Annotated in this window: 17 protein-coding genes and 1 pseudogene; 9 read left to right on the forward strand and 9 right to left on the reverse strand. The window is 73.6% G+C overall.

All coding sequences use genetic code 11. The features are described 5' to 3' along the window. The first annotated feature begins 9 nt into the window (after positions 1-9). The 4 genes from BMW99_RS17785 to BMW99_RS17800 all read left to right on the forward strand — a co-directional run bounded on the left by BMW99_RS17785 (position 10) and on the right by BMW99_RS17800 (position 4,488). Entirely contained in the window at positions 10-1,698 is a 1,689-nt protein-coding gene (locus BMW99_RS17785; RefSeq protein WP_079139004.1) for an oligosaccharide flippase family protein, read from the forward strand. Positions 1,699-1,704: 6 nt separating this feature from the next. After that, the gene (locus BMW99_RS17790) at positions 1,705-2,889 is read left to right on the forward strand and encodes a right-handed parallel beta-helix repeat-containing protein (protein ID WP_245791510.1); all 1,185 of its coding nucleotides are present in this window, start codon (positions 1,705-1,707) and stop codon (positions 2,887-2,889) included. Further along, a complete protein-coding gene (locus tag BMW99_RS17795; protein WP_245791511.1) occupies positions 2,886-3,722 on the forward strand; it encodes a glycosyltransferase family 2 protein in 837 nt (278 codons plus the stop codon). Before BMW99_RS17790 ends, BMW99_RS17795 begins: the two co-directional genes overlap by 4 nt. A 73-nt stretch (positions 3,723-3,795) precedes the next feature. Next, a complete protein-coding gene (locus BMW99_RS17800; RefSeq protein ID WP_069466940.1) occupies positions 3,796-4,488 on the forward strand; it encodes a hypothetical protein in 693 nt (230 codons plus the stop codon). Here the strand turns inward: BMW99_RS17800 and BMW99_RS17805 are convergent. Together BMW99_RS17805 and BMW99_RS17810 are read right to left on the reverse strand one after the other, a co-directional pair. Beyond that, positions 4,421-5,398, reverse strand: coding sequence for a glycosyltransferase (locus tag BMW99_RS17805; protein ID WP_245791512.1), 978 nt, complete (start codon positions 5,396-5,398; stop codon positions 4,421-4,423). The two genes, BMW99_RS17800 and BMW99_RS17805, sit on opposite strands and share 68 nt — an antisense overlap. Continuing rightward, entirely contained in the window at positions 5,398-7,455 is a 2,058-nt protein-coding gene (locus BMW99_RS17810; RefSeq protein ID WP_075017116.1) for an O-antigen ligase family protein, read from the reverse strand. The genes BMW99_RS17805 and BMW99_RS17810 overlap by 1 nt, the downstream gene beginning before the upstream one ends. A 107-nt stretch (positions 7,456-7,562) precedes the next feature. On the opposite strand from BMW99_RS17810, the gene BMW99_RS17815 reads away from it, so the two are divergent. Next, positions 7,563-8,249 carry a hypothetical protein gene (locus tag BMW99_RS17815; protein WP_075017117.1) on the forward strand — a complete coding sequence of 229 codons (687 nt, stop codon included), beginning with the start codon at positions 7,563-7,565 and terminating at the stop codon, positions 8,247-8,249. A 44-nt stretch (positions 8,250-8,293) separates the two neighbouring features. On the opposite strand, the gene BMW99_RS17820 is transcribed toward BMW99_RS17815, so the two are convergent. The 7 genes from BMW99_RS17820 to BMW99_RS17850 all read right to left on the reverse strand — a co-directional run bounded on the left by BMW99_RS17820 (position 8,294) and on the right by BMW99_RS17850 (position 18,298). Continuing rightward, the gene (locus BMW99_RS17820; RefSeq protein WP_069466027.1) at positions 8,294-9,340 is read right to left on the reverse strand and encodes a glycosyltransferase family 2 protein; all 1,047 of its coding nucleotides are present in this window, start codon (positions 9,338-9,340) and stop codon (positions 8,294-8,296) included. A 23-nt stretch (positions 9,341-9,363) separates the two neighbouring features. Beyond that, positions 9,364-12,639, reverse strand: a complete 3,276-nt coding sequence (locus BMW99_RS17825) for a DUF4082 domain-containing protein (RefSeq protein WP_245791513.1) — start codon at positions 12,637-12,639, stop codon at positions 9,364-9,366. Between the two features lie 174 nt (positions 12,640-12,813). Beyond that, positions 12,814-13,929, reverse strand: a complete 1,116-nt coding sequence (locus BMW99_RS17830) for a DegT/DnrJ/EryC1/StrS family aminotransferase (protein WP_069466029.1) — start codon at positions 13,927-13,929, stop codon at positions 12,814-12,816. Next, positions 13,926-14,834 (reverse strand): NeuD/PglB/VioB family sugar acetyltransferase, encoded by a 909-nt coding sequence (locus tag BMW99_RS17835; protein ID WP_245791514.1) that lies wholly within the window; start codon positions 14,832-14,834, stop codon positions 13,926-13,928. Before BMW99_RS17835 ends, BMW99_RS17830 begins: the two co-directional genes overlap by 4 nt. After that, positions 14,831-15,976 (reverse strand): DegT/DnrJ/EryC1/StrS family aminotransferase, encoded by a 1,146-nt coding sequence (locus BMW99_RS17840; RefSeq protein ID WP_245791515.1) that lies wholly within the window; start codon positions 15,974-15,976, stop codon positions 14,831-14,833. Before BMW99_RS17840 ends, BMW99_RS17835 begins: the two co-directional genes overlap by 4 nt. 8 nt (positions 15,977-15,984) lie before the next feature. Further along, a complete protein-coding gene (locus BMW99_RS17845) occupies positions 15,985-17,055 on the reverse strand; it encodes an NAD-dependent epimerase/dehydratase family protein (RefSeq protein WP_075017118.1) in 1,071 nt (356 codons plus the stop codon). A gap of 169 nt (positions 17,056-17,224) precedes the next feature. Continuing rightward, positions 17,225-18,298 carry a Gfo/Idh/MocA family protein gene (locus BMW99_RS17850; RefSeq protein ID WP_075017119.1) on the reverse strand — a complete coding sequence of 358 codons (1,074 nt, stop codon included), beginning with the start codon at positions 18,296-18,298 and terminating at the stop codon, positions 17,225-17,227. A 351-nt stretch (positions 18,299-18,649) separates the two neighbouring features. Here BMW99_RS17850 and BMW99_RS17855 point away from each other — a divergent pair, with 351 nt between their 5' ends. The 4 genes and pseudogenes from BMW99_RS17855 to BMW99_RS17870 form a co-directional block, all read left to right on the forward strand. Continuing rightward, positions 18,650-19,591, forward strand: coding sequence for a glycosyltransferase (locus BMW99_RS17855; protein ID WP_075017120.1), 942 nt, complete (start codon positions 18,650-18,652; stop codon positions 19,589-19,591). Between the two features lie 99 nt (positions 19,592-19,690). Then, on the forward strand, positions 19,691-21,037 hold the full coding sequence (locus BMW99_RS17860) for an MFS transporter (RefSeq protein ID WP_075017121.1): 1,347 nt from the start codon (positions 19,691-19,693) through the stop codon (positions 21,035-21,037). Between the two features lie 135 nt (positions 21,038-21,172). Beyond that, positions 21,173-22,198, forward strand: a complete 1,026-nt coding sequence (locus BMW99_RS17865) for a TolB-like translocation protein (protein WP_075017122.1) — start codon at positions 21,173-21,175, stop codon at positions 22,196-22,198. Positions 22,199-22,371: 173 nt separating this feature from the next. Next, positions 22,372-23,114 (forward strand): annotated as a pseudogene (locus tag BMW99_RS17870) (hypothetical protein); the annotation flags it as partial.

The following is a 23,114-nucleotide window of genomic DNA, read 5'->3' on the forward strand; positions in this document are numbered from 1 at the left end:
AGACGTCCCATGACCACGGCGCGCGCCGCAGACGACCCGGCGCCCCGGGCCCCCGGCCCCGAGGCGGCCGTCCCGCGCCCGGTGCGCAGGATCCCGTCCTGGGCGATCCGGGACGAGGACGACCTCGACCCGCTTCCCACGGGCCCCGCGACGGCCGGCCCTGGAACGGCCGACCGGGCGACGGCTGACCCCGCGACGGCCGACCCCGCGACGGCCGGTCCCGGAACGACGTCTCCCGACGTGGTGACCGTGGTGACCGTCGCGCCCGGCCTCGGCCGCAAGGTCCGGTCCGCCGCCCGGTGGAGCCTGATCAACACGGTCGTCATGCGGCTCGGCAACTTCGTCACCGGCATCCTGCTCGCCCGCTTCGCCCTCGGCCCGGCCGCCTGGGGCGTCTACGGCATCGCCCAGACGGTGCTGCTGGTCCTGCTCGCCGCCAACGAACTCGGCGTGGGCCTGGCGATCATCCGCTGGGACGGCGACGCCCGCCGCTTCTCCCCGACCGTCCTGACCCTCAGCACCGCGTCCAGCACCCTCGTGTACGCGGCGCTGTTCGCCGCCGCCCCCGCCGTGGCCCGCACCGTCGGCTCGCCCGAGGCGACCGGGGTGCTGCGGGTGATGTGCCTGTGCGTGGTGCTCGACGGCATCGCCCAGGTGCCCGCCGGCTTCCTCACCCGGGAGTTCGCGCAGGGCAGGCGCATGGTCATCGACGCGGCCAACTTCACCATCAGTACGACCGTCACCCTGCTCCTCGCGTTCGGCGGCATGGGCGCGATGAGCTTCGCCTGGGGCTCGGTCGCGGGCAACACCGCCGCCCTGACCGGGTTCTGCCTGGCCGCGCCCGGCACGCTGAAATTCGGCTGGAACCCCGAGCAGGCGCGCGCCCTGCTGCGTTTCGGGGTACCGCTGGCGGGCGCCAGCCTCCTCGCCCTGTGCGTGGTCAACCTGGACACCCTGGTCGTCGGCGCCACCCTCGGCAAGGTGTCCCTCGGCTTCTACGTTCTGGCGTTCAACATCTCCGGCTGGCCGGTACGCATCATCTCCGAGGCCGCACGGCGGGTGTCCTTCGCCGGGTTCTCCCGGCTGGCCGGCTCCCCGCAGGGACTCGCCGAGGGCTTCAGCCGGGCCCTGGCCGTCCTCGTCACCGGGACCGTCCCGCTGTGCGTGCTGCTCGGCGCGCTGGCCGCCCCGGTCGTCGACGTCGTCTACGGCAGCACCTGGGTGCCTGCCGCCAAGGCCCTGCCCTGGCTGATGGCCCTCGGCCTGATCCGCATCGGCTGCGAACTCGCCTACGACTGCCTGGTGGCGGTGGGCCGGCGCAGGGCCCTGATCGGAGTGCAGGCGCTCTGGCTGGCCGCCCTGTTCCCCGTCCTGGTGGCGGCCGCACACCTGCACGGCATCGTCGGCGTCGCCCAGGGCCATGTCCTGGTGGCGGGCGGGATCGTTGTCCCGGTGTTCGTGCTCGCCCTGAGCCGGGCGGGCATCAGCGCCCGCTGGATCGCCAGGGCCTGCTCCTGGCCCTTCCTGGGCGGCGCCGTGATGGCCGCGACCGCCCTGCTCCTCGAACGGAGGTTCGGCGACAGCCGGCCCGCGCTCGCCGCGACCGGCCTGGTCGCCCTGGCCGCGTACACGCTGTGTGTGCTGCCCAGCCGTCAGTTCCTGCGCGGTACCGCGCCCACCGACACCCTCACGAGGTAACCTCCCATGCCCGCACCACGACCAGCGGCACCGGCCCCGGGCCCCGGCCACGCGCAGCGCGGCTCCCGCGTCCCGCGCCGCGGCCTGCTGGCGCTGATCGCCGCCGGCGCCGTCCTGGCCGCCGTCCTGTCCGTGCTGGTGGCCACCCGTTCCGGCGCCGGCGACTCCACCGCGGGACGCTGTCCCGTCCAGGCCCTCACCTGTTCGCCCGGCCAGACCGACCCCGCCGACTCCGCCTCGCCCAAGGGACGTTCGGCGGCCGGTGCGGGCGAGGGCGCCCGCACCGCCGGCATCGAGCGCACCAGCCCGGCGGGCCACGCCGCCCCGGGCGCGGACCCCGCGCCGGGTGGCACGGCCTCACCCGGCGGCCGGTGCGCCACCTACTCCGCCTGCGGCTACCCCGACGCGCACACCACCGGCCCGCGGCTGTCCCTGACGCCGCACCGGACCGGCGCCATGACCGTCCGGACGGACGGGACGGTCATCAGCCGCTGGGACATCACCGGGTCCCTGGACATCTACGCCAACGACGTCACCGTCATCGACAGCCGCATCACCTCCGACAACTGGTGGGGCATCAACCTGCGTTCGGGCTACAAGGGCCTGCGCATCCTGCACACCGCCATCACCGCCGTGCCCGGCAAGGGACCCGACAACGGCGGCGTCGACTACGCGGTGTCCAACATGGGCACCAGCTCGATCGAGATCGGCTGGTGCGACGTCTCGGTGTTCGGCGACGCCCTGTCCATGGGCCAGGGCGACCTGCACGACAACTACGTCCACGACGTCACGCCGTTCAGGAACCTCGGCGGCGAGTGGCAGCACACCAACGCGGTCATCAGCAACGGCGGCGGGGCCGGCGGGCTGACGATCCGGCACAACACCCTCCTCAACCCGACGCCCGTCGACAAGGGCGCCTCCGGCAGCGTCGGCCTGTTCGCCGACACCGGGCCCGTCGTCAACGTCACGGTGCAGGACAACTGGCTGGCCGGCGGCGCCTACGCGCTGTACGCCGGCGGCACGGGCGCCACCGGCATCAAGGTCACCGGCAACACCTTCTCCACCGAGTACCACCCGGGCTCCGGCGGCTACGGCCCCGTCGCCGCATGGAACGCGGGCGGTTCAGGCAACGTCTGGAGTGACAACCACATGTCCGACGGAAGACCGGTCACCCCCGGGGCGACCTCGTGACCGCCGCGGAGGCGCGGCCCTCCGGCCGTGTCCGCCCGCTGCGGACCCTGGCCCGGCTGCCCTGGACGGTGCTCAAGGGGATGTTCGGCTGGATCGTGCTGTTCGAGCTGCGCAACAAGGTGCTGCTCGCGCCCTCCGGCCTACGGCTGCGGCGGCTGGTCAACGCCGAGATCGCGCGGATCAGGACCACCCTGCCCGACCTGCCCGAGCCCCTCGTCGTCACCGCGATCCCCACCTACCGGCGCCCCGAGGAACTGCTCGTCGCGGTCCGCTCGGCGCTCGCGCAGACCGTCCGCGACCAGCTCGTCGTGGTCGTCGACGACGGCTCCGGCTCGCTGCCCGCGGCCGGACTGCCCGACGACCCGCGGCTGGTGGCGGTCGCCATGGAGCGCAACTCCGGCGACTGCGGCGTGGTGCGCAACGTGGCGATGCGGCTCACCCGGTCCCGTTACGTGGCCTTCCTCGACGACGACAACGTCTGGGCGCCCGACCATCTGGAGACCGCACTGGCCGTGCTGGAGGCACCGGACGGCCCGGACGCCGTGTACACCGCGGTGCGCCGGGTGCTGCCCGACGGCTCCGAGCACGACGTGCTCTCGGTGCCGTGGGACCGCCGCCGCAACGCGCGTGAGGCGTTCGTCGACATCAACGCGTTCGTCGCCCGCCGCGTCCCGGGCATGCGGTTCAGCTGGCTGTACCGGCCCAAGGGCGTGATGCCGCGCGAGGACTGGGAGTTCGTCCGCCGGTACGCCCGCGGCCGCCGGGTCCTGCACATCCCGCACGTCACCGTCCAGTACCTGGTCAACCCGACCAGCTTCTTCACCCAGTGGTAGGCCCGGCGACCGCCGTCCCTCCGAACTCCCGCGCCCGGGCCGCCCGGACGCCCCGACCCCAGGTGGTTCACCGATGCCCCGTACCCGCGCTCTGCGCAACCGTTTCGTCGACGCCCCCGGCTCCGTGGGCGAACGTCTGAGAACCGCCCGCTGGGAGCGGTTCCGGCAGCTCTTCCCCGGCATCGAGGGCATGACCGTGGTGGACCTCGGCGGCACCGCCGACATGTGGCTGCGGGCGCCGGTGCGCGCCAAGCACGTGCACCTGATCAACCTGGAGCCGCACCCCGAGGGGCTGCCCGACTGGATCAGTGCCGAGAACGCCGACGTCACCGCCCCGGACGTGGCCGCCGCCCTGGGCAGTTACGACCTGGTGTTCTCCAACTCCACGATCGAGCACGTCGGCGGGCACAGCCAGCGCCGCCGGTTCGTGGCAGCCGTGGACAAGCTCGCGCCCCTGCACTGGATCCAGACGCCGTACCGGTACTTCCCGGTCGAGCCGCACTTCGTCGCGCCCGGCTTCCAGTTCCTGCCGCTGGCCGCCCGCGCCAAACTGGTGCGGCACTGGCCGCTGACGCACAGCCGGCCGGGCAGCCCGCAGGAGGGCATGGACGCCGTGATCAACATCGAGCTGCTGACGCGCGCCGAGATGCGCTACCTCTTCCCCGACTCGGTGCTGATCAGCGAGCGGGTGCTGGGCGTCACGAAGTCGCTGACAGCGGTGCGCGCGGAGCGGGCCCCGGGGGCCGCCGCAGCTTCGCGGGACTGACCAGCGCGGCCGCCGCGGCGCGGCTCGGCGCCCGGCCCAGGGCCGCCCTCGAGGCCTCGCGCAGCAGTACCGCCGCCCAGAACGCGGCCGCCGGCACGGCGCCGTGCCGGCGGCGGTGCAGCCGCACCCTGTTCAGCGTGAGCAGCGTCCACAGGTACGGGGAGACCCGTGAGTCGCCGCCCAGGTGCACCGCCGCGGCCTGCGGCTGGAGCCGGGTGGCGTACCCCCTGTCGCGCGCCCGCAGGCAGTACTCGGTCTCCTCCGAGTACAGGAAGAACGACTCGTCCCAGTCGCCGCACGCCTCCAGGCACGCGGCGGACAGCGCCATCAGCGCGCCCGTCGCCCAGTCCGCGCGCGTCGGCCCGGTGTACGCGCCGGGATCGGTGACCAGCTCGCTGAGCCGCGGGAAGCGACCGGCCCGGGTGTTGCCGATCACCGCCTCGCCGAACGCCCGGCCGACGCTGGGCTCCCGGCGCAGCGAGCGGACCACCGAGCCGTCCGCCTCGTGCAGCACCGGCACGCTGATGCCCACCGTCGCCCCGTCGGGCAGCGTCGCGCCCAGGTCGTCCACCAGCAGCCGGGCACAGCCCTCACGCATCCGGATGTCCGGGTTGCAGACCATCGCCGCACGGATGCCGCCCGCCCAGCCGCGCGCCGCACCCAGGGCGGCGTTGACGCCGGCGGCGTACCCGGCGTTGCGGCCGGTCTGCACGATCGTGGCGTCCGGCGCGAGGGCGCGTACGACCTCCACGGTGTCGTCCGCGGAGTCGTTGTCCGCGACGACCAGCCGCCATTCCAGGCCCGACATCGCCGTCGGGAGCGACGCGATGAACTCCGGCAGCACGGCCGCGCTGTTCCAGGTGACGACGAGCACCGCGACCGGCCCTTCGGCCATCGGGGTCAGGGGCATCAGGACTCCACGAGTTGGGGTGGGCCGGGACGGACGGCGGCGGGGACGGCGGAGGCGGGGGAGGGCGCGGTCGCGGCGGGCGCCCGGGGCGCGGGTGCCTCGCGCCGCAGGAACCCGAGGTAGCTGCCCCCCGCGCCGAGCGTCACGAAGAACATGCCGGCGAACATCGGGAACATCAGCGCGTCGAAGGTCGCGCTGATGACGAGCGCGACCATCGCCGAGGCGAAGAACGCCTGGCCCAGCTCCCGGTCGGCCTCGCTCCGCGCCAGGCGGCGGATCGCCCCGCCGTGGTGGATCCCCGTCAGGTACAGCGACAGCAGCGCCACCAGGCCCAGCACGCCCATCTCCGCCAGCGTCAGCATGTACTGGTTGTCGGTGAAGAAGTACAGGTCGGGGGTGAACGTGCCGAACCCCTGCCCGAACAGCGGGTGCTGCCGCAGGTACGGCACGATCGCCGAGTACTTCACGGTGCGTGCCTGCGTGCTGCTGTCGGAGTTCGACAGGAACGTGGAGAACAGCGTGAGGATGGTGCCGATCAGCCCGGGGATGACGACCTTGAGCGCGCCCACCGACGCGATGAGCACGCCGATCGCCCCCCAGCGCCGCTGCGGCTTCCAGCGCGGCACCATCACCAGGATCACGATGAACGCGCCGATGATCGACGTCCTCGACACCGTGAGCGGGAGCGCGCCGCCCATCGCCACGACCGGCCCCCAGCGGCGGACCACGCCCGCGTGCCGCCGTACCGGGTCGAACGCCTGCTGGACCGCGAACGGCACGAGGATCGCCAGCATCCCCGCGAACTCCAGCGACTGCGCCGTCGTCGACCGCGGCCGGACGAACGACCCCCGGTCCAGGGTCCGCACGCCCGCGACGCTCGACTGGAGCCCGGGGATGTGGATCGAGTCCGCGATGTTCGTCGCGGTGAAGAAGTCGTAGTAGCCGATCGCGGCCACCACACTGCCCATCACGACCAGGCGCCGCATGAGGGTGTCCAGCCGTTCCCGCTCGTGGATCCCCGCGGTCGTCAGCACCACCAGCGACACCCACACCAGCAGGCCGATCAGGCCCCGGTCGGCGGCCAGCACCTCCTCGTGCGAGGCGGAGCGCGCGCCGTCGGCGACGTACGCCATCAGCACGGCCGCCGCGAGCAGGCACATCACGAGCCTGGGCCCGCGCGTCCCGGGGGCGGGCGCGACCCGGCCGGTGAGCCAGGACGCCACATACCAGAGCAGGCCCGTCAGCGCGAACACGTTCGCCGGCGTCCCCACCCCGCCGAGCGCCGGAAGGTCCAGGTTCGAGGGGAGGAAGAACGCGAGCACGAGGTAGCCGGTCAGCCAGGTCGTCGCGTCCAGCGGCCGCCTGAGCAGACCCGGCCGCCGCGGCCGGTGCGCGCCGCGCGGGCGGGCGGGCCGGCTCCCCGGCGCCGGGTCCTGGCCCTTGCGGCGGCGCCTGGCCAGCACGGCGGCCTCGGTGAAGAACGACAGGAAGAAGCCGGACGCGGTGCCGGCGATGACCACGGCCGCCACCATCTGGTAGCGGCTCTTGAGCTTGGTGACCGGTTCCTGCGGCAGCACGATCGGGGTCGCGCTCACGTAGTACTGCGGCGCGATCCGGTCCGCCGCCTGCAGGGCCCGCAACTGCTCCCCGGCGAAGCTCGTCAGGGTCGCCGTCTCCGCCAGCACCCGGGTCCGCTCGGTGCCGGTGACCGCCAGCGACAGCAGCGGTCCGGAGGCGTTCGGGGCGAAGCCCACGGTGTAGCGGTCGGTCACGCCCAGGTCGTGGAGGGCGTGCGCCGCGTCACTGGACTCCAGCGTCCTGATCAGCACGTCGGCGGTGACCACCAGCGAACCGCCGGCGTTGGCGATGGGGTTGCCGTAGGCCGGCGCGGGACGGGCCGCCGCCGTGGAGTCCAGCAGCGACACCGAGCTGGACGACTCGTAGGACACCGGGACCGCCACGTACAGGTAACCGCCCGTCAGCAGGCCGGCCAGGGTCAGCGGCAGCATCACGTACCAGCGGCGCAGCAGCACGCCGAGGAGCTCTCCGAGGGTCACGCGGGCCTCCCTGGGCGCGCGGGGCGTCCGCTTCGGGGCGAAGTGCCCGATCCGGTGGCAGCGCGCCGGACGGGCTGCCAGTATCGAAGCCGGCAGGAGGAGGCCGAGTGTCCCCGGAAGACGTGGTCCGCGCGCTGGTGCGCCGCTGGTACGTTCTGCTCGTCGCCCTCGCGGTGACCGCGGCAGGCGCCTATCACGAGCTGAAACCCCCGCTGGTGTACCGCAGTTCGGCCGTGGTCGTGCTGAAGCCGCCCGTCACCGGCAACCAGCCGAACCAGTTCGCGAATCTCCAGCCGCCGCTGGCGGTCGTCTCGCACGCCGTCGTCGAGCAGCTCCAGTCGGCCTCCGGTGCCGAGGAGTTGAGGGCCGCGGGCGTCATCGGCGCGTACCGGCTGCTGCCGCGCAACAGCGGTACGAGCGTGACCCCGGCCTACCTGATCCCGTCGCTCCAGGTGCAGGCCGACCAGCCGGACCCGGCCGCCGCGGACCGCGCGGTACGGCGGATCATCGCGGTCTACACCCGGCACGTCGGTCAGCTGCAGGACAGCCAGAACATCGACGCCGCCTCGCGGATGAGCGTCGACGTGCTGGTGCCGCCCAACCCGGTGCAGGTGACCGGCACCAAGAGCCGCGCCCTGGCCGGCGTGGCGCTGGCCGGACTCGGCGGCGGCACCCTCTGCGCGCTGTGGACGGACCGCTGGCTGCTGCGGCGCAGGGTCGCCCGCACCGGCCTGCTGCCACGAGGCCCGGACAGGACGGCCCCGGCCGGGGCCGTCCTGCCCGCGCCGCGCTGACCGGGGGCGGCCGACCGCCGCCCCCGCGGCGTGTGTCGCTCCCATCAGATCCCCCGGCGCTTCCACGACTGCCACCACAGCCACTCCCGGCCCCGCTCGGCCACCGCGGACAGCACCAGCGGCTGCAGGTACGGCATGGCCCGCGGCCCGACCCGCTGCCGCAACCGCAGCCCCCGGTACTCCGGCAGGCGCTCGGCGGTCGCCGTGCAGTCCCGGGCGAACGCCACCAGCTCGTCCACCGGAACCACCGCGGTGCGGCCGCGGTCGTACGCTCGGCACGCCCGGCGCAGCGCCTGCCGCGCGAGTTTGGTGTGCACGGTCTCCGACAGCCGCCGTGCGTCGGGCAGTTGGCCCGCGCACTTGTCGAGTACGGCCTCGAACGCCGCGCGGCGCTGCCGCAGGTCGTCCAGCTGACCGCCGAAGTCCGTGGTGGACATGTTCGCGCCGTGCACCCGGTAGTACGCCTGGTCGGCGCCGCGCACGTAGCCGACGTCGGCGTGCGCGGCCAGCCGCATCCACATCTCGATGTCGCCGGCGTGCGGCAGCGCCGGGTCGTAGCCGCCGACCTTGCGCTGCAACTCGGTGCGCACCACCACCTCGGGGGAGGTGATGCACCCCGTGCCCTCGCGGAACCTGCGGTCCAGCCACCAGCGCCCGGGGTAGACGGCGGTGCCCGTGCCGGCGGTGCGGGCCGCCGGCAGCGGGCCGCCGTGCTCGAAGCGCAGCGGCCGGCCGTAGCAGAAGCCCACCTCGGGGTGGGCGTCCATGAGCGCGGCCGCCCGCACGAGCGCACCCGGCACGAGCCGGTCGTCGGCGGACAGCAGCACCACGTAGTCGCCGTCGGCCCACTCCAGCAGGCCCTCGTTGTAAGTGGCGATGTGCCCCTTGTTCCGCTCGTGGACGCGCACCTCGATCCTCGGGTCGGAGGCCGCCAGCGTGCGGGCGGCCTCCGCCGAGTCGTCGGGTGACGCGTCGTCGATGATCAGCACCCGGACGTCGAGCCCCTCCTGTTCGTCCAGCACGCTGCGGACGCAGTCGGCCAGGAAGTGGCCGTAGCGGTAGCAGGGGATCACGACGCTGACGCTGCTCATCGGTGGTGTGCCTTCTCCTCGGGCTACTGGGTCTCGGTGGTGGTGCCGTCCAGCGGTGCCGGCGGCGGGGTGGTGCTGAAGATCGGCGCCACCCAGTAGTTCGCCGACCCGTAACTGCTGTCCGGGAAGGCGGTGTCGGACCCGTAGCGGTACAGGCCGTTCTGGCTGCCCGCGACGTCCGCGGTGGCCGTCAGCGGATACGACTGGTGGGCGCCGGCGAAGTAGCCCCCGTCGACCGCGTAGTTGCCGTTCGGCGCATGGTAGGAGACCACGTACGAGGTGCCCGCGGTGATCGCCACCGGATGCGCGAAGCTGAGCAGTTGCCAGCCGGACGCGGTCTCGCTGGAGAACGTCCCCGTGGCCAGTTGCGCGCCGTCCGCGGACCACAGGCTGCCGGTGTGGGTGCCGGTGTTGCCGGTGCCCTTGTAGAACGTGACGCCGGTGACGTAACCGCTGACCGCCGACGTGAACCGGGCGCCCAGCTCGACGGAGTTGGTGTCGCTGGTGACGTCGGTGGTGGACGGCGTGGTGGACGAGGACCACAGCGTGCACGGGCAGGTGACCGCGGGCGGGCTGGCGCTCGTGGTGAACGTCCAGGTCGACGGGTCCGCCATGTGGTTGCCCCACAGGTCGTCGGCCTGGACCGACGCGGTGTACGTGGTGTTGAGCGCCAGCTCGGTGGACGGGGTGAACGTCAGGCTGTTCGCCGAGCCGTAGGTCTTCGCCCCCGGCACGCTGTGCCCGGCGGCGTCCTTGAGGCTGAACACCACCGTGTCGGCGTCGACCGGCTCGCTGAAGGTCACCGTGACCGGCGAGGTGATCGACACGTTCACCGAGTTCGAGGTCGGCGACGTGCCCGTCACCGCCGGCGGCTCCGTGCTGGCCGACGAGGTGTCCAGCACCGCGTCCACCCAGTAGTTGGTGCCGCTCGACTCCGACGTCGGGAACCCGCCCGACGAGCCGTAGTGGTAGACGCCGTTCGCTCCGTCCGTGCCGGCCTTCAGCGCGGTCAGCGGGGCCAGACCCGCCGCCGAGCCGGTGAAGTAGCCGCCGTCGTAGGAGTATCCGCCGTTCGGCGCGAAGTAGGAGGCGATGTAGGTGGTGTTGGCCTTGACCGGAACAGGCGTGGCGAAGTTCATCTGCTGCCAGCCGGAGGCCGTCTCGTTGGTGAACGTGCCGGTCGCCAGCCGCTGGCCCGAGGTCGTCCAGAGGCTTCCGGTGTGCGTGCCGGTGTTGAACGGCGCCTTGTAGAAGCGGATGCCGGTCACCGAACCGGGCACGGTGGTGCGGATCTTCACACCCAGCTCGACGGCGCCGCCGTCACCGCTGTTGACCACCGCGGGCACGGTGGTCGCCGGCCACACCGAGCAGGGGCACTGCTGCGGGCCGACGGTGAGCGGCACGGTGGCCGCCGTCCCGATGTTGACGCTGTCGTCCACCGCGCGCACCTTGATCTGCGGGGTGCCGGTGGCCGTCGGGGTCCACGAGTAGCTCCACGAGGTGAGGCCCGTCGCCGCGTTCCACGTCGAGCCACCGTCCGTGGAGACCTCCACCCGGGCGACCACGCCGCCCGCGTCGGTCGCGGTACCCGTGATGGTGACCGGCCGCAGCGCGGGGACGGTGCTGCCGATCGCCGGGCTGGTGACCGTCACGACCGGGCCGGCGGTGTCCGCGGAAGCGGTCGCCGGGACCAGGTCGCTCTGCAGGGTCTTGGGCTGGATCCCCATGTCCGCGAACAGGTTGACCGTCGCCTGCTGCATCCGCTTGTCCACCGTGACCACGGTGTCGGCGGGGTCGGCCGTCGGCACGTTGGTCAGGCCCCAGGACCACTGCACCGTGCCGGCGCCGAACACCAGCGCGTGCGAGGTCGGGTCGCGGAACTCCACCAGGTTGTGCGTCGCGGTGCCGTTGCCGTACGTGTTGCCGTAGTCCAGGCGGTACTTGCCGTCGGTGATGTCGACCGTGGTCGACGACAGGTCGATCTGCCCGGTCGGGCGGGTAGGGCTGTTGAGGATGTCACTGTCCCACTCGTAGCCCAGCGTGCCGGTGGGGAACGTCGCCGTCTGCGTCGGTGTCAGGCCCGCCACCGTCGTGTTGCGCCACAGCCGGAGTTTCGCGTACGCGCCCGGCACGGTGATCGCGTCACTGCGGTAGCCGTTCACCGTGAACAACGAGCCGGTGAGCACGTTCTGCGGCTGGTAGGTGTCGCCCTTGGCCGCGCCGTTGGGGTCGAGGAACGCGCCGGTCCAGGTGCTCGTCGGATCGGGGATGCCGTCGGGCGCCGCGAGTTCGAGCTTGGTCTCCTTGTACGTGACCAGCGTGCGGCCCGGGGTGTTCGTGCCGTCGATACTCGAGGCGAACCTCGTTTTCCACGACACCTCGTTGCCGCTGAAGAAGGTCTGGTTCACGCCCGCCTTGCGGGCGTTGAGGACGTTCGTGAACTGGTCCTGCGTCCAGTACTCGTCGTGGCCGGACGACATGAACATCGTGTGGTTGAGCAGGTCCGAGGGCCGCGTGGAGACGTCCAGGCCGGACAGGTAGCTCACGTCGTAGCCGTTGCGCTCCAGCCAGTACAGCATCTCGAACTCGGAGCCGTACACGCCGTTGTCACCGCCGATGTCCAGCGGACGGTTGTAACTGACCTGGTAGGCACGGCCGTCGGGCGCGGGCCCGTCGCCGTCGTACAGGTTGCGGCCGCCCCACTTGTTGTACGCCTGCCACGTCTCGTCGTCGGTCTGCACCACGATGGACGAGTGGCTCGCGTCGCTGCGCACCACGAACGGGTACGGCATCACGCCGTTGCCGTCGGTCTGGTCGAAGTTCGCGATGTACAGGCCCGACACCGCGTCGGCCGGGATGGACCAGGTCGCGGTCACCGGCCAGGCGCCGCAGTCCTGCAGGCCCGAGGTGCTGTCCTGCGCGCACTTCAGCGGCTTGCCCTGGGGGTCGCCGTCCACGACCGTGTTGTCGGGCGGGCTGCCCGGCGTGCCGTCCCTGGTGAAGTTCGCCGGGTAGGTGGCCGCCGCCTGCGCCGCGGTCGACATCTCGCGTGCGCCGTCGCCGCCGTAGTAGCCGAGGCGGTACACCTCGACGTGGTAGGGGATCGGCGACTGCACCTTGAAGTGGATCGTGTCGCCCGCCTGGTAGCTCACCTGGTCGGTGAACCCCTGGACGTTCCCGTACGCGTTGGGTGCGAACCAGTCCTCCATCGGGCTGCCCGCCTTGGAGTTCTCGCACACGATCGGGTTGGAGCCGGTCCCGCACGGGTCCGCGGCGTGCGCCCCGGGGGATACGGCCATGGGAACCACGGCCGCGACCACGGCCGCCACCACGGAGCTCAGCACTCCGCGGAAGAGTCTGCTCGTTCTGTACATCGGTACCTCTCAGGCGGTGCGGGGCCCGGCTCGGTGAGCGGGGTGAGAAGCGTGGGCGGTGACTGGCCACCTGTCCGCCGGCCGGCGCCGGGGGAGGCGTCAGCCCAGGGCGGCGGTCAGCACGTCGACGACGCGCTGCTGCTGCTCGGCGGTGATCTGCGGATAGAGAGGAAGGGACAGGATCCGGCCGGCGGCCTCCTCCGCGTGCGGGAAGTCCCCCTGTCGGTAGCCGAGATGGGAGAACGCCGGCGTCAGGTGCACCGGCTGGGGGTAGTGGACGCCCGCGCCGATACCCGCCGCGTTGAGCGTGCCGACCACCTCGTCGCGGTCGGCGCCGAAAACCTCGACGACGTACAGGTGCCACACGTGGGCGTTGCCCGGCACCGTCACCGGGCGCAGCACCCGGCCCGCGCCGGCCAGCGGCGCCAGCAGCTCCTCGTAGCGCGCGGCCGCGAGCCGGCGCGCCCGGTTGCCGTCGGCGAGCCGGGCCAGTTTGGCGCGCAGCACCACGGCCTGCAGCCCGTCCAGGCGGCTGTTGAACCCCGCCACGTCGTGGCGGTACTTCACGGTCCCGCCGTGGTTGGCGATCGCCCGCACCAGCTGCGCACGCTGCGGGTCGTCGGTGAGCACCGCCCCGGCGTCCCCGTAGGCGCCCAGGTTCTTGCCCGGGTAGAAGCTGGTCGCGGCGATGCCGCCGGAACCGGGGGAGCGGCCGTCACGCGTGGCCCCCTGGCACTGCGCGGCGTCCTCGACCACCGGCACCCGCGCCGGCAGCGCCGCGGCGAGCTTCGGCACGTCCGTGCACTGCCCGTACAGGTGCACCGGGACCACCGCACGCGTGGCGGGTCCCACCGCGGACAGCGCGGCCTGCTCGTCCATCAGGTACGTGCCCGGCTCGCAGTCCACCAGTACCGGCCGCGCCCCCGTCCTGGCCACCGCCCCCGCCGTGGCGATGAAGGTGTTGGCCGGCAGCACGACCTCGGCACCCGCCCCCACACCGGCGGCCCGCAGGGCCAGTTCGAGCGCGTCCGTGCCGTTGGCGACGCCCACGCAGTGCGCGACGCCCGCGAACGCGGCGTACTCCTCCTCGAACTCCCGCACTTCGGTGCCCCCGACGAACGCGGTCGTGGCCAGCACCCGGTCGAACCCCACCCGCACCTCGGCGGCCACCTCGGCGTGCGCCGCCTTGAGGTCCACCAGCGGAATCCCGTTCATCGTGCCGACCTCCCCATGCGCACCGCGGGCCCGTGCCCTGCGGTGTCGTTGTCCTGATCGTCCTGATCGTCCTGATCGTCCCGGTCATCCGGGCCGATCCGGCCCGCCTCGGCCGCGGCGCCGTCGTGCGACGCCGGCGCGGCCCCTTCCGTGCGCTCCCCCCGGCCGGTCCCCGGGCCGTGCCCGGCCCGCCCGGCGGCGACGGTCATCGCCACCAGCTCGGCCCGCTCCGGTGCTCCCGCCGCCCGCAGTCGGCGGGCCGGACTGCCGGCCCACACCTCGCCCGGCGGCACGTCACGCAGCACCACGCTGCCCATGCCGACCAGCGACCAGGCGCCGACCCGCGTCGACTCCCGTACCAGTGCGCCCGATCCGAGATAGGCGCCGCGGCCCACCCGGACCCCGCCGGCCAGCCGCACCCCGGAGGCGAGCGTGGCGAAGTCCGCCACCTCGTCGTCGTGGGTCAGCACGGTGTGCGGCATGACCGCGACGTGCGCACCCAGCCGCACCGCCGCGGTCAGCACGCAGTGGGCCAGCAGCACGCAACCCGGACCGACCTCGCTGGAGGCCGACACCGAGGCGGACGGATGCACCACGGTGCCCCAGCGCTCGTCCGGCAGTCCCAGCCGTCGCACCAGCCGCGCCCTGCCGGTGTGGTCCCGGGGACTGCCCACGCACAACACCACCTGCGCGTCCGGGAGTTCGTGGACCAGCTCGCACCCGCCGAGGACCGTCACCCCGTCCACCAGCCGCCCGTGCAGCGCCGGATCGTCGTCCAGGTGGCCGAGCAGCCGCCAGTGCTGCGTACCCGCCGCCACCGCGGCCGCCACGGCCTGGGCGGTCTCCCGGGCGAAGCCGCCCGCACCCGCGATCAGCAGGTCCCGTGGACCGGAACGGCCGCTCACCGCTTCGCCTGCTCGCGGAGCACCGCCACCACCCGGTCCTGCTGCTCCTCGGTCATCGTGTGGAACAGCGGAAGGATCAGCGAGTCGCGGGTGATCCGCTCGGTCACGGGCAGCGGCGCGTGCGGATGCCCGCGGTACGCCGGCTCCAGGTGCGCGGCCATGATCCCGCGCCGCGCCGAGACCCCGGCGTCGGAGAGCGCGGCGAGCACCTCGTCGCGCGCGGCCGGGAAGCCCGGCTCGAAAAGCACCCAGTACGACTGGAAGTTGCCCTGCCCGTACTCCGGATCGCGGACCGGCCGCAGGCCGGGCACGTCGCCCAGCAGCAGGTCGTACCGCGCGGCCAGCTCTCTGCGGCGGGCCACCATCGCGTCCAGCTTGCCCAGCTGGACCAGGCCGACCGCCGCCTGGACGTCCGTCATGCGGTAGTTGAAGCCGACCTCGAGGTAACTCTCCAGGACCGGCGTGCTGCTGGCGTGCCGGTCGGCCGCCGACGCGCTCATCCCGTGCTCCCGGAGCCGCCGCAGGCGCCGCGCCCAGTCCTCGTCGTCGGTGGTGAGCATGCCGCCCTCGCCGGTGGTGACGAGCTTGCGCGGGTGGAACGACCACGCCGCGACCCGCGCGCCCGCGCCCACCGGGCGACCGCCGACCGTCGACCCGATCGCGCACGCCGCGTCCTCCAGCAGCGCGGCGCCCCACCGCGCGCACGCGCCGCGCAGTGCCGCGACGTCCGCCGGAACCCCGCCCTGGTGGACGGCGATCACCGCCTTCGTCGCCGGCGTGCGCACCGCCTCCACGGTGGCCGCCGTGACGTTGCCGGTGGCCTCCTCGACGTCCGCGAAGATCGGCCGGGCACCCACGTACCGCACCGCGTTGGCCGTCGCGATGAACGACAGCGACGGCACCACCACGTCGTCGCCCAGACCCACGCCCAGGCCGACGAGCGCCAGGTGCAGGGCCGTCGTGCACGAACTGACGGCCACCGCCTGCGCGGCACCGACCCGCTCCGCGAACGCCTCCTCGAAGGCGGCGACCCGCGGCCCCTGCGCGACCCAGCCGGACATCACCGCCGCCGCGGCCGCCTGTGCCTCCTCCTCGCCGAGCCACGGCAGCATCACCGGCACGCGCGGCGCCTGCGTGTCCACGGGGGCGCTCACCGTGCGGCCCCGCTCACCGCGTCCGCGGCACGCGTGACACCGGCGGAGTTCCCCGCGGGTGTGTGCTCCCCGGTGCCGACGGGGTCTTCGCCCGCGGCCGCCGCCGCCCGCTCGGCGCGCCACCACGCGACCAGGTCCCGCAGCCCCGTGCGGAGGTCGATCCCGGCGGTGAACCCCAGCCGCTCCGCCGCCTGTGCGGTGTCCGCGAGGCGCCGTGTCACGCCGTTGACCGCGCGTGCCGGGCCGTGCTCGGGCGGCAGGCCCTCCGCCCCCATCGCCTCCAGCAGCCCCGTGGCCAGCCCCTTGAGGCTGGTCTCGGTGCCGCTCGCGATGTTGAACACCTCGTCGGTGAGGTCCGACTGGGCGGCCAGCAGGTTGGCGCGCGCGATGTCGCGCACGTCCACGAAGTCCATCGTCTGCGCGCCGTCGCCCAGGATCAGCGGCGGCTGCCCCGCCTCGATCCGCTCCATCCAGCGGATCAGCACCTCGGTGTACAGGCCGTGGATGTCCATCCGCGGCCCGTACACGTTGAAGTAGCGCAGGGCCACGTAGTCCAGCCCGTACATGGCGTGGAAGCTGCGCAGCATCCCCTCGTTGAACGCCTTCGCCGCGCCGTAGAACGTGTCGTTGTTGTACGGGTGGTGGCGCTCGTCGGTGGGGAACTGCTCGGCCAGCCCGTAGACCGAGGCCGACGACGAGGCAATCACCTTCGACACGCCCGCGGCGGCCGCCGCCTCGAGCACGTTGAACGTGCCGTCGACCAGCACCTCGTTGGCCAGCCGCGGCTCCTCCGCGCACTGCGTGATGCGGATCGCGGCGAGGTGGAACACCAGGTCGGTGCCCTCGGTCAGTTCGGCGAGGGCGGCCCGGTCGCGGATGTCGCCCTCGACCACCTCCACCACGCCGCTGCGCAGGGCCCGCGCCAGGTTCTCGACGCGGCCCCGGACGAAGTTGTCCAGCACCACGACCTCGCGGGCGCCGCCCTCGGCCAGCAGGTCGACGACGTGCGAGCCGATCGTGCCCGCCCCGCCCGTCACCAGGATCCTCTTGCCTCGTACCGTGCTCAACTTCCCCCCACGGAGAACGTCGTGTGGATGACCGGCGCCGGAACCGGTCGTGAGAGTGCCGGCGTTCGCGCGCGCCCGCGGTGCGGGCGGGCGCGTGCGCGGCCGCGGGGCCCGCGGGCCGCCACCATCGCCGTCGCTGGTGGCGGCCCGGGCCGCGCGGCCGCCGTCCTCAGTGCCCGGCTCGCAGGCCGACCACCGCGCCGCGGAACTCCAGGCTCCGCGACGCCGCTTCGAGGATGTCCAGCACCCGCAGCCCGGCCCGCCCGTCGGTCAGCGGCGCCCGGCCCTCGGTCACGGCGCCGGCGAACTCGTCGACCATCGCGCGCAGCGCCTCCCGCTCCTTGAGGGCCGGCGCGACCATGTCGCCCGAGCGGTAGGAGACCATCATCTCGCGGCGCTCGTTGGGCCCGATCTCCTGCGGAGTGGCCAGGTCCACGCCGCGGTCGAAGACCGCGAGGCGCTGCGCCGGGTTCATGTCGTCCCACACCAGGGTGCGCTTGGCGCCGCCGACCATGGTCGTGCGGACCTTGGTGGGGGACAGCCAGTTGACGTGGACGTGGGCGATCGCCCCGGTGTTCAGCTGGAGCGTCAGATACGCGACGCAGGCGCGGCCCGCGCCGATCGGATCCGCGCCGTGTGCGGCCACCGCGACCGGCTCGACGGTCTCCGGCAGGATGAAGTCCAGGATCGACAGGTCGTGCGGGGCCAGGTCCCACATCACGTCGATGTCCTTCTGCACCAGCCCGAGGTTGATCCGCACCGAGTCCACGAAGTGGATCTCGCCCAGCTCCCCGGACCGCACCATCTCCCGGATGCTGGAGACCGCCGGGGTGTAGCAGTAGGTGTGGTCGCACATCAGGACCAGTCCGCGGTCCTCGGCCTCGGCGACCAGCCGTGCACCGTCGCTGTAGGTGGCCGCCAGCGGCTTCTCCACCAGGACGTGCTTGCCGGCGCGGACCGCGGCGAGTGCGACCTCCAGGTGGGTGCCGGCCGGAGTGGCCACGGCCACCGCGTCGACCTCCGGATCGGCCAGCACCGCCGCGTAGTCGGCGGTGGCCTCGACCGTGGAGTAGGCGCCGAGCACCCGGTGGGCGCGGTCCACGTCCAGGTCGCACAGCCAGCGGAGCCGGAAGTGCGGACTGGCCTGGAAGTTGCGGACCAGGTTGGGCCCCCAGTAGCCCGCGCCGACCACGGCGACCCCCAGCGGTCGCCCGGTTCTGGTGCCCAGGGTGCTGTCCGTCATGGTGTGCGTCTCCCCTTACACATCGGCTGGCATTCCCGCACCAGGCGGGAGACGGTCGCCGCGTGCCCCTCAGGACAGACCTGTGCATGGGTCATGGCTTCCCCCCACCCCGGTGTTCGCGCTTGCTCCTCCCGTCCGTCCGGCGTCCCCACGCCGTCGCACCGGAGGAGTTCGTTGAGCAGTGCCGTTCTCGCGCTCGACTTCCCCCTGCAAACCCGCAACCGGAAGACCGGAGGCCGCGCCTCCGCTCTCCGGTTCCGCGACGCCCAATCTAGAGCACACGCACACGGCCGGGGGAGAAATGGACGAAACAGGAGGCAACGCGACCGATTCCGGCTGCATACTCACCCCGTGACGAGCATCGTGATCCCGGCCCACAACGAGGAACGCGTCATCGGCCGCCTGCTCGACGCGCTGGCGGCCGGGTCCACGGCATCAACTCCGCCCCTCTCGGGGACCGTCAAGTCGACGCCTGGGTACGGGAGTTCGCCTGTCCGCGGGCGCGAGGACCTGGACATCGTCGTGGTGTGCAACGGCTGCACCGACGGCACCGCCCGCGCCGCCGCCGGCCGGCCCGGCGTGCGCGTCGTCGAGATCGCGACAGCCTCGAAGCACCTCGCGCTGCGCACCGGGGACGCCCACGCCGCCGGCTTCCCCCGGCTGTACGTGGACGCCGACGTGGTGATCGCCGCCGCCGACGTGCGGCAGCTGGCCGCCGCGGTGAGCAGCGGCCCGGTGCTGGCCGCCGCCCCCGGCCGGGACCTGCCGCTGGCCGGCTGCGCCTGGCCGGTGCGCGCCTACTACCGGATCTGGCAGCGCCTGCCCGCGGTCCGCGACGGCCTGTTCGGCCGCGGGGTGATCGCCCTGTCCGAGCAGGGCCACGCCCGTGTCGCCGGCCTGCCGCCGCTGATGGCCGACGACCTGGCCGTGTCACTGGCGTTCACGCCCGCGGAACGGCGGGTGGTGGAGAACGCCCGCGTCACCGTGCTGCCGCCGCGCACCTGGTCGGACCTGATACGGCGCCGGATCCGGGCCGGCACGTCCACCGGCCAACTGGAGCGCCACCAGGCCGAGTCCACCACCGGGGAGTCCGGCGGACCCGCGCCGGCGCCGCCTTCGGCCAGGACCAGCACGGCCGACCTGCGCGGGCTGCTGCGGCGCGAGCCGTGGCTGCTGCCGCACCTCGCCGTCTTCCTGAGCGTCGCGCTCGTGGCCCGCAGGAAGTCCGGAAAGGCCCTGCGCCAGGGGGACTTCGGCACATGGCTGCGCGACGAGAGCAGCCGCGGAGACTGATGCGGGGGAACGCCGCCGGAGCCCGTCCGGCGGCGAGGGGGAACGACCGAGGGCACAGCACAGGGTCCCGACTCCGGGCCCGGGCAAGGGGGGAGCAGCATGTATCTCGCGGACCGCGCCGCACCGGCGCGCGGGGAGGCCGCAACCGCGGAGGGGGGCCGGAGCCGGGCCCCGGCGATCCCGGCCGTCGTCCTGGCCCTGGGTGCGGTCAGCCTGATCACCGACGTCTCCTCGGAGATGGTCACCGCCGTCCTGCCGCTGTACCTGGTCGCCGGCCTCGGCCTGAGCCCGCTCGGCTTCGGGACGCTCGACGGCGTCTACAACGGGGTCAGCGCCCTCGTCCAGCTGACCGGCGGCCATCTGGCCGACCGCGTCCGCAACCACAAGCTCGTCGCCGGCATCGGTTACGGCCTCTCCGCGCTGTGCAAGCCGCTGCTGCTCGTCGCGCACAGCCTCGGCCCACTCGGCGCCGTGCTGGCGCTGGAGCGCACCGGCAAGGGACTGCGCACCTCGCCGCGCGACGCTCTGATCTCGCTCTCCACACCGCCGGAGCACCGCGGCCGTGCCTTCGGTGTGCACCGCGCCATGGACACCACCGGAGCGGTCCTCGGACCCCTCACCGCGTTCCTCATCCTGCGCGCCGCCACCGACGGCTACGACGCCGTGTTCGGCGTCAGCGCCTGCGTGGCCGTGCTCGGTGTGCTCGTCCTCGTGCTGTTCGTCCCCGGCACGGCTGCGACCGGCGCCCGGCGCCGGCCGGCCGAACCGCGGAACGGGCCGGCGGCACCGGCGCCCCCCGCGTCGGGCGACGTCCCCGCCGCCCCCGGCGGCCCGCCGCGCGTGGACCTGCGCACCGCGCTGGCGCTGCTGCGCCTGCCGCGGCTGCGCGCCCTCACCGTCTGCGCGATGCTGCTGGGTCTGACCACCGTCAGCGACGCGTTCGTCTACCTGCTGCTGCAACGCCGCGCCGGCATCGGCGAGCAGTACTTCCCGCTGCTGCCGCTGGGCACCGCCGCCGTCTTCCTGCTGCTGGCCGTTCCGTGCGGCGTCGCCGCCGACCGGGTGGGCCGCCGCACGGTGTTCCTCGCCGGGCACGCCGGGCTGCTCGCGGCCTACGGCCTGTTGCTGTGGGTGCCGTCGACGAGCGCACTGCCGCTTCTCGTCCTCGGCCTGCACGGCGTCTTCTACGCCGCGACCGACGGCGTGCTGCCGGCCGCCGTCGCGGACGTGGTGCCCGAGCAACTGCGCGGCAGTGGACTGGCGTTGGTCGGCACCGGCCAGGCCCTTGCCCGGTTCTGCTGCTCCCTCGCCTTCGGGGCGGCCTGGACGATGTGGGGCGGCGGTCCCGCGCTGCTGGGCTCCGCGATCGGCCTGCTGCTGTGCGCGGTCGCCGCCGGAGCCGTCCTGCGGCCCGCCCCCGCACGTGCCGCCGGCCGCACCGGGTGACGCGCGCGTGGCCGCCACCGCCCGCCCGCCCGGCCCGCGTGCTCTCCTGATGCCGATCCCGATCCCGATCCCTTTCCCGATCCCGATCCCGATCTCCGGCCCTGCCCCGCTCCGACCCGTCTTCCCGAGGACCCCATGACGCCCAAGCGCCGCCTCCTCATCCTCGCCGTGGCCGTCGTCGTGCTCGCCGGGCTCGGCACCGGCTTCGTGCTGCACGCCGCGTCCCGCGCCGACGACCGGAACACCGCCCGGCGGGGCGGCCCCGGCGTCAGCGCCGGCCCCGTCGCACTCACCGGGGCCGACCGCGTCGCGTTCGTCAACGACGCTCCAGGACCGCGGCGGTCGCACGTCGCCGCTGTCGAGTCCAGCGACCCCGGCGGTGCCCGCACCGCCTCCGGCCTGACCTGCGCCCGCTTCTACGCCGCCAAGGGCACCGGAGTGTGCCTGCAGTCGGGCCTGGGACTGGTGTCGCAGACCAACCAGGCGGTGATCGTGGACGCGGCCCTGCACACCCGTCACACCTTCGCGCTCGCCGGCACGCCCAGCCGCGCCCGCGTCTCGCCGAGCGGCCGCTTCGCGGCCTGGACGGTGTTCGTCGGCGGCGAGTCCTACGGTGCCGCGTTCTTCTCCACCCGCACCTCGATCGTGGACACCAGGACCTGGCAACTCATGCCCAACCTGGAGGACTTCACCACGATGCTCGACGGCCGCAGGTACCACGCCGTGGACGACAACTTCTGGGGCGTGACGTTCGCGGCCGACGACGACACCTTCTACGCCACCCTCGGTACAGGCGGCCGCACCTATCTGATGAAGGGATCGGTCTCCCGCCGTACCCTCACCTCCGTCGGCGTGCAGAACGTCGAATGCCCCTCGCTGTCCCCGGACGGCACGCGCATCGCCTTCAAGAAGCGTGTCCTGAACGGTGCTTCGCTGTGGCACGAGTACGTGCTCGACCTGCGCACCCTGCGCGCGACGCCGCTGGCCGAACACCACAGCGTCGACGACCAGGCCACCTGGCTCGACGACCACACGCTCGCCTACGCCCTGCCGCACGAGGGCGACGTGAAGAGCACCGATCTGTGGTCGGTCCCCGCCGACGGCACCGGCACCCCGCACCTGCTGATCCCCGACGCGTCGTCCCCGGCCCCACTGCGGTGAAGTCCCCTACGAACAGGCGGCGTTGACGCGCCAAACGCGACGTCGCCCACCCCGGCCGGTGCCGTGTCCCCGCGGCGGCACGGTCGTTGTGGTGGGCGATCCCGTCCCGCGGCGGACCTCCTGGGCCCCGACCGGCGCCCGCCCCCGCGGACGAGCCCAAGGGGGGCACACCGATGATCCGAACGACGGCCGCCACGGACGCGAGCGCGCGCACCACGGCAACCGCCGCCACCACCCGCACGACCCGCCGCAGACGCCAGGCCACGGCGGTCACCGCGAGCGCGGCCCTGGGCCTGGCCGGGCTGGCCGCCCTCGCCGCACCGCCCGCGGGCGCGGCGCCCGCCGGCAGCGCGACCGCCTACGTCGCCAACGCGGGCGACAACACCGTCTCCGTCGTCGACACCTCCGACGGCACGGTCACCGCCACCGTTCCCGTCGGCTCCGGCCCCTCGGGCGTGGCCGCCGCGCCCGACGGCCGCCACGTGTACGTCCCCGCCATCGGCTCCAACACCGTGTCCGTGATCGACACGGCCACCCACACGGTGAGCGCCACCGTCCCCGTCGCGGCCAGCCCCATCGCGGCCGTGGTCACCCCCGACAGCTCGCGGGTCTACGTCGCCGACCTCGGCGCCGCGGCGGTCTCCGTGATCGACACCGCCACCCAGAGCGTCGTCGCCACGATCCCCGTCGGCTCCGGAGCCGACGCGCTGGCCGTCTCGCCCGACGGCAGCCGCGTCTACGTCACGGCCAGCAGCGGCGGCCTGTCCGTCATCGACACCGCCACCGACACGGTCACCGCGACCGTCCCCACCGGCGCGTTCCCCATCGCCGTGGCCGTCTCGCCGGACGGCGCCCGCGCCTACGTCGCCGACCTCGGCGACAGCACCGTCACGGTGGTCGACACCGCCACCGGCAC

The organism is Actinacidiphila rubida (genome assembly GCF_900110255.1).
GTDB classification, from domain to species: domain Bacteria; phylum Actinomycetota; class Actinomycetes; order Streptomycetales; family Streptomycetaceae; genus Actinacidiphila; species Actinacidiphila rubida.

Coding starts and splice junctions, on each gene's coding strand:
- BMW99_RS17820 (WP_069466027.1), bottom strand. CDS start 9,340: ATGAGCAGCGTCAGCGTCGTGATCCCCTGCTACCGCTACGGCCACTTC.
- BMW99_RS17830 (WP_069466029.1), bottom strand. CDS start 13,929: ATGAACGGGATTCCGCTGGTGGACCTCAAGGCGGCGCACGCCGAGGTG.
- BMW99_RS17805 (WP_245791512.1), bottom strand. CDS start 5,398: ATGCCCCTGACCCCGATGGCCGAAGGGCCGGTCGCGGTGCTCGTCGTC.
- BMW99_RS17790 (WP_245791510.1), top strand. CDS start 1,705: ATGCCCGCACCACGACCAGCGGCACCGGCCCCGGGCCCCGGCCACGCG.
- BMW99_RS17825 (WP_245791513.1), bottom strand. CDS start 12,639: ATGGCCGTATCCCCCGGGGCGCACGCCGCGGACCCGTGCGGGACCGGC.
- BMW99_RS17800 (WP_069466940.1), top strand. CDS start 3,796: ATGCCCCGTACCCGCGCTCTGCGCAACCGTTTCGTCGACGCCCCCGGC.
- BMW99_RS17850 (WP_075017119.1), bottom strand. CDS start 18,298: ATGACGGACAGCACCCTGGGCACCAGAACCGGGCGACCGCTGGGGGTC.
- BMW99_RS17865 (WP_075017122.1), top strand. CDS start 21,173: ATGACGCCCAAGCGCCGCCTCCTCATCCTCGCCGTGGCCGTCGTCGTG.
- BMW99_RS17785 (WP_079139004.1), top strand. CDS start 10: ATGACCACGGCGCGCGCCGCAGACGACCCGGCGCCCCGGGCCCCCGGC.
- BMW99_RS17860 (WP_075017121.1), top strand. CDS start 19,691: ATGTATCTCGCGGACCGCGCCGCACCGGCGCGCGGGGAGGCCGCAACC.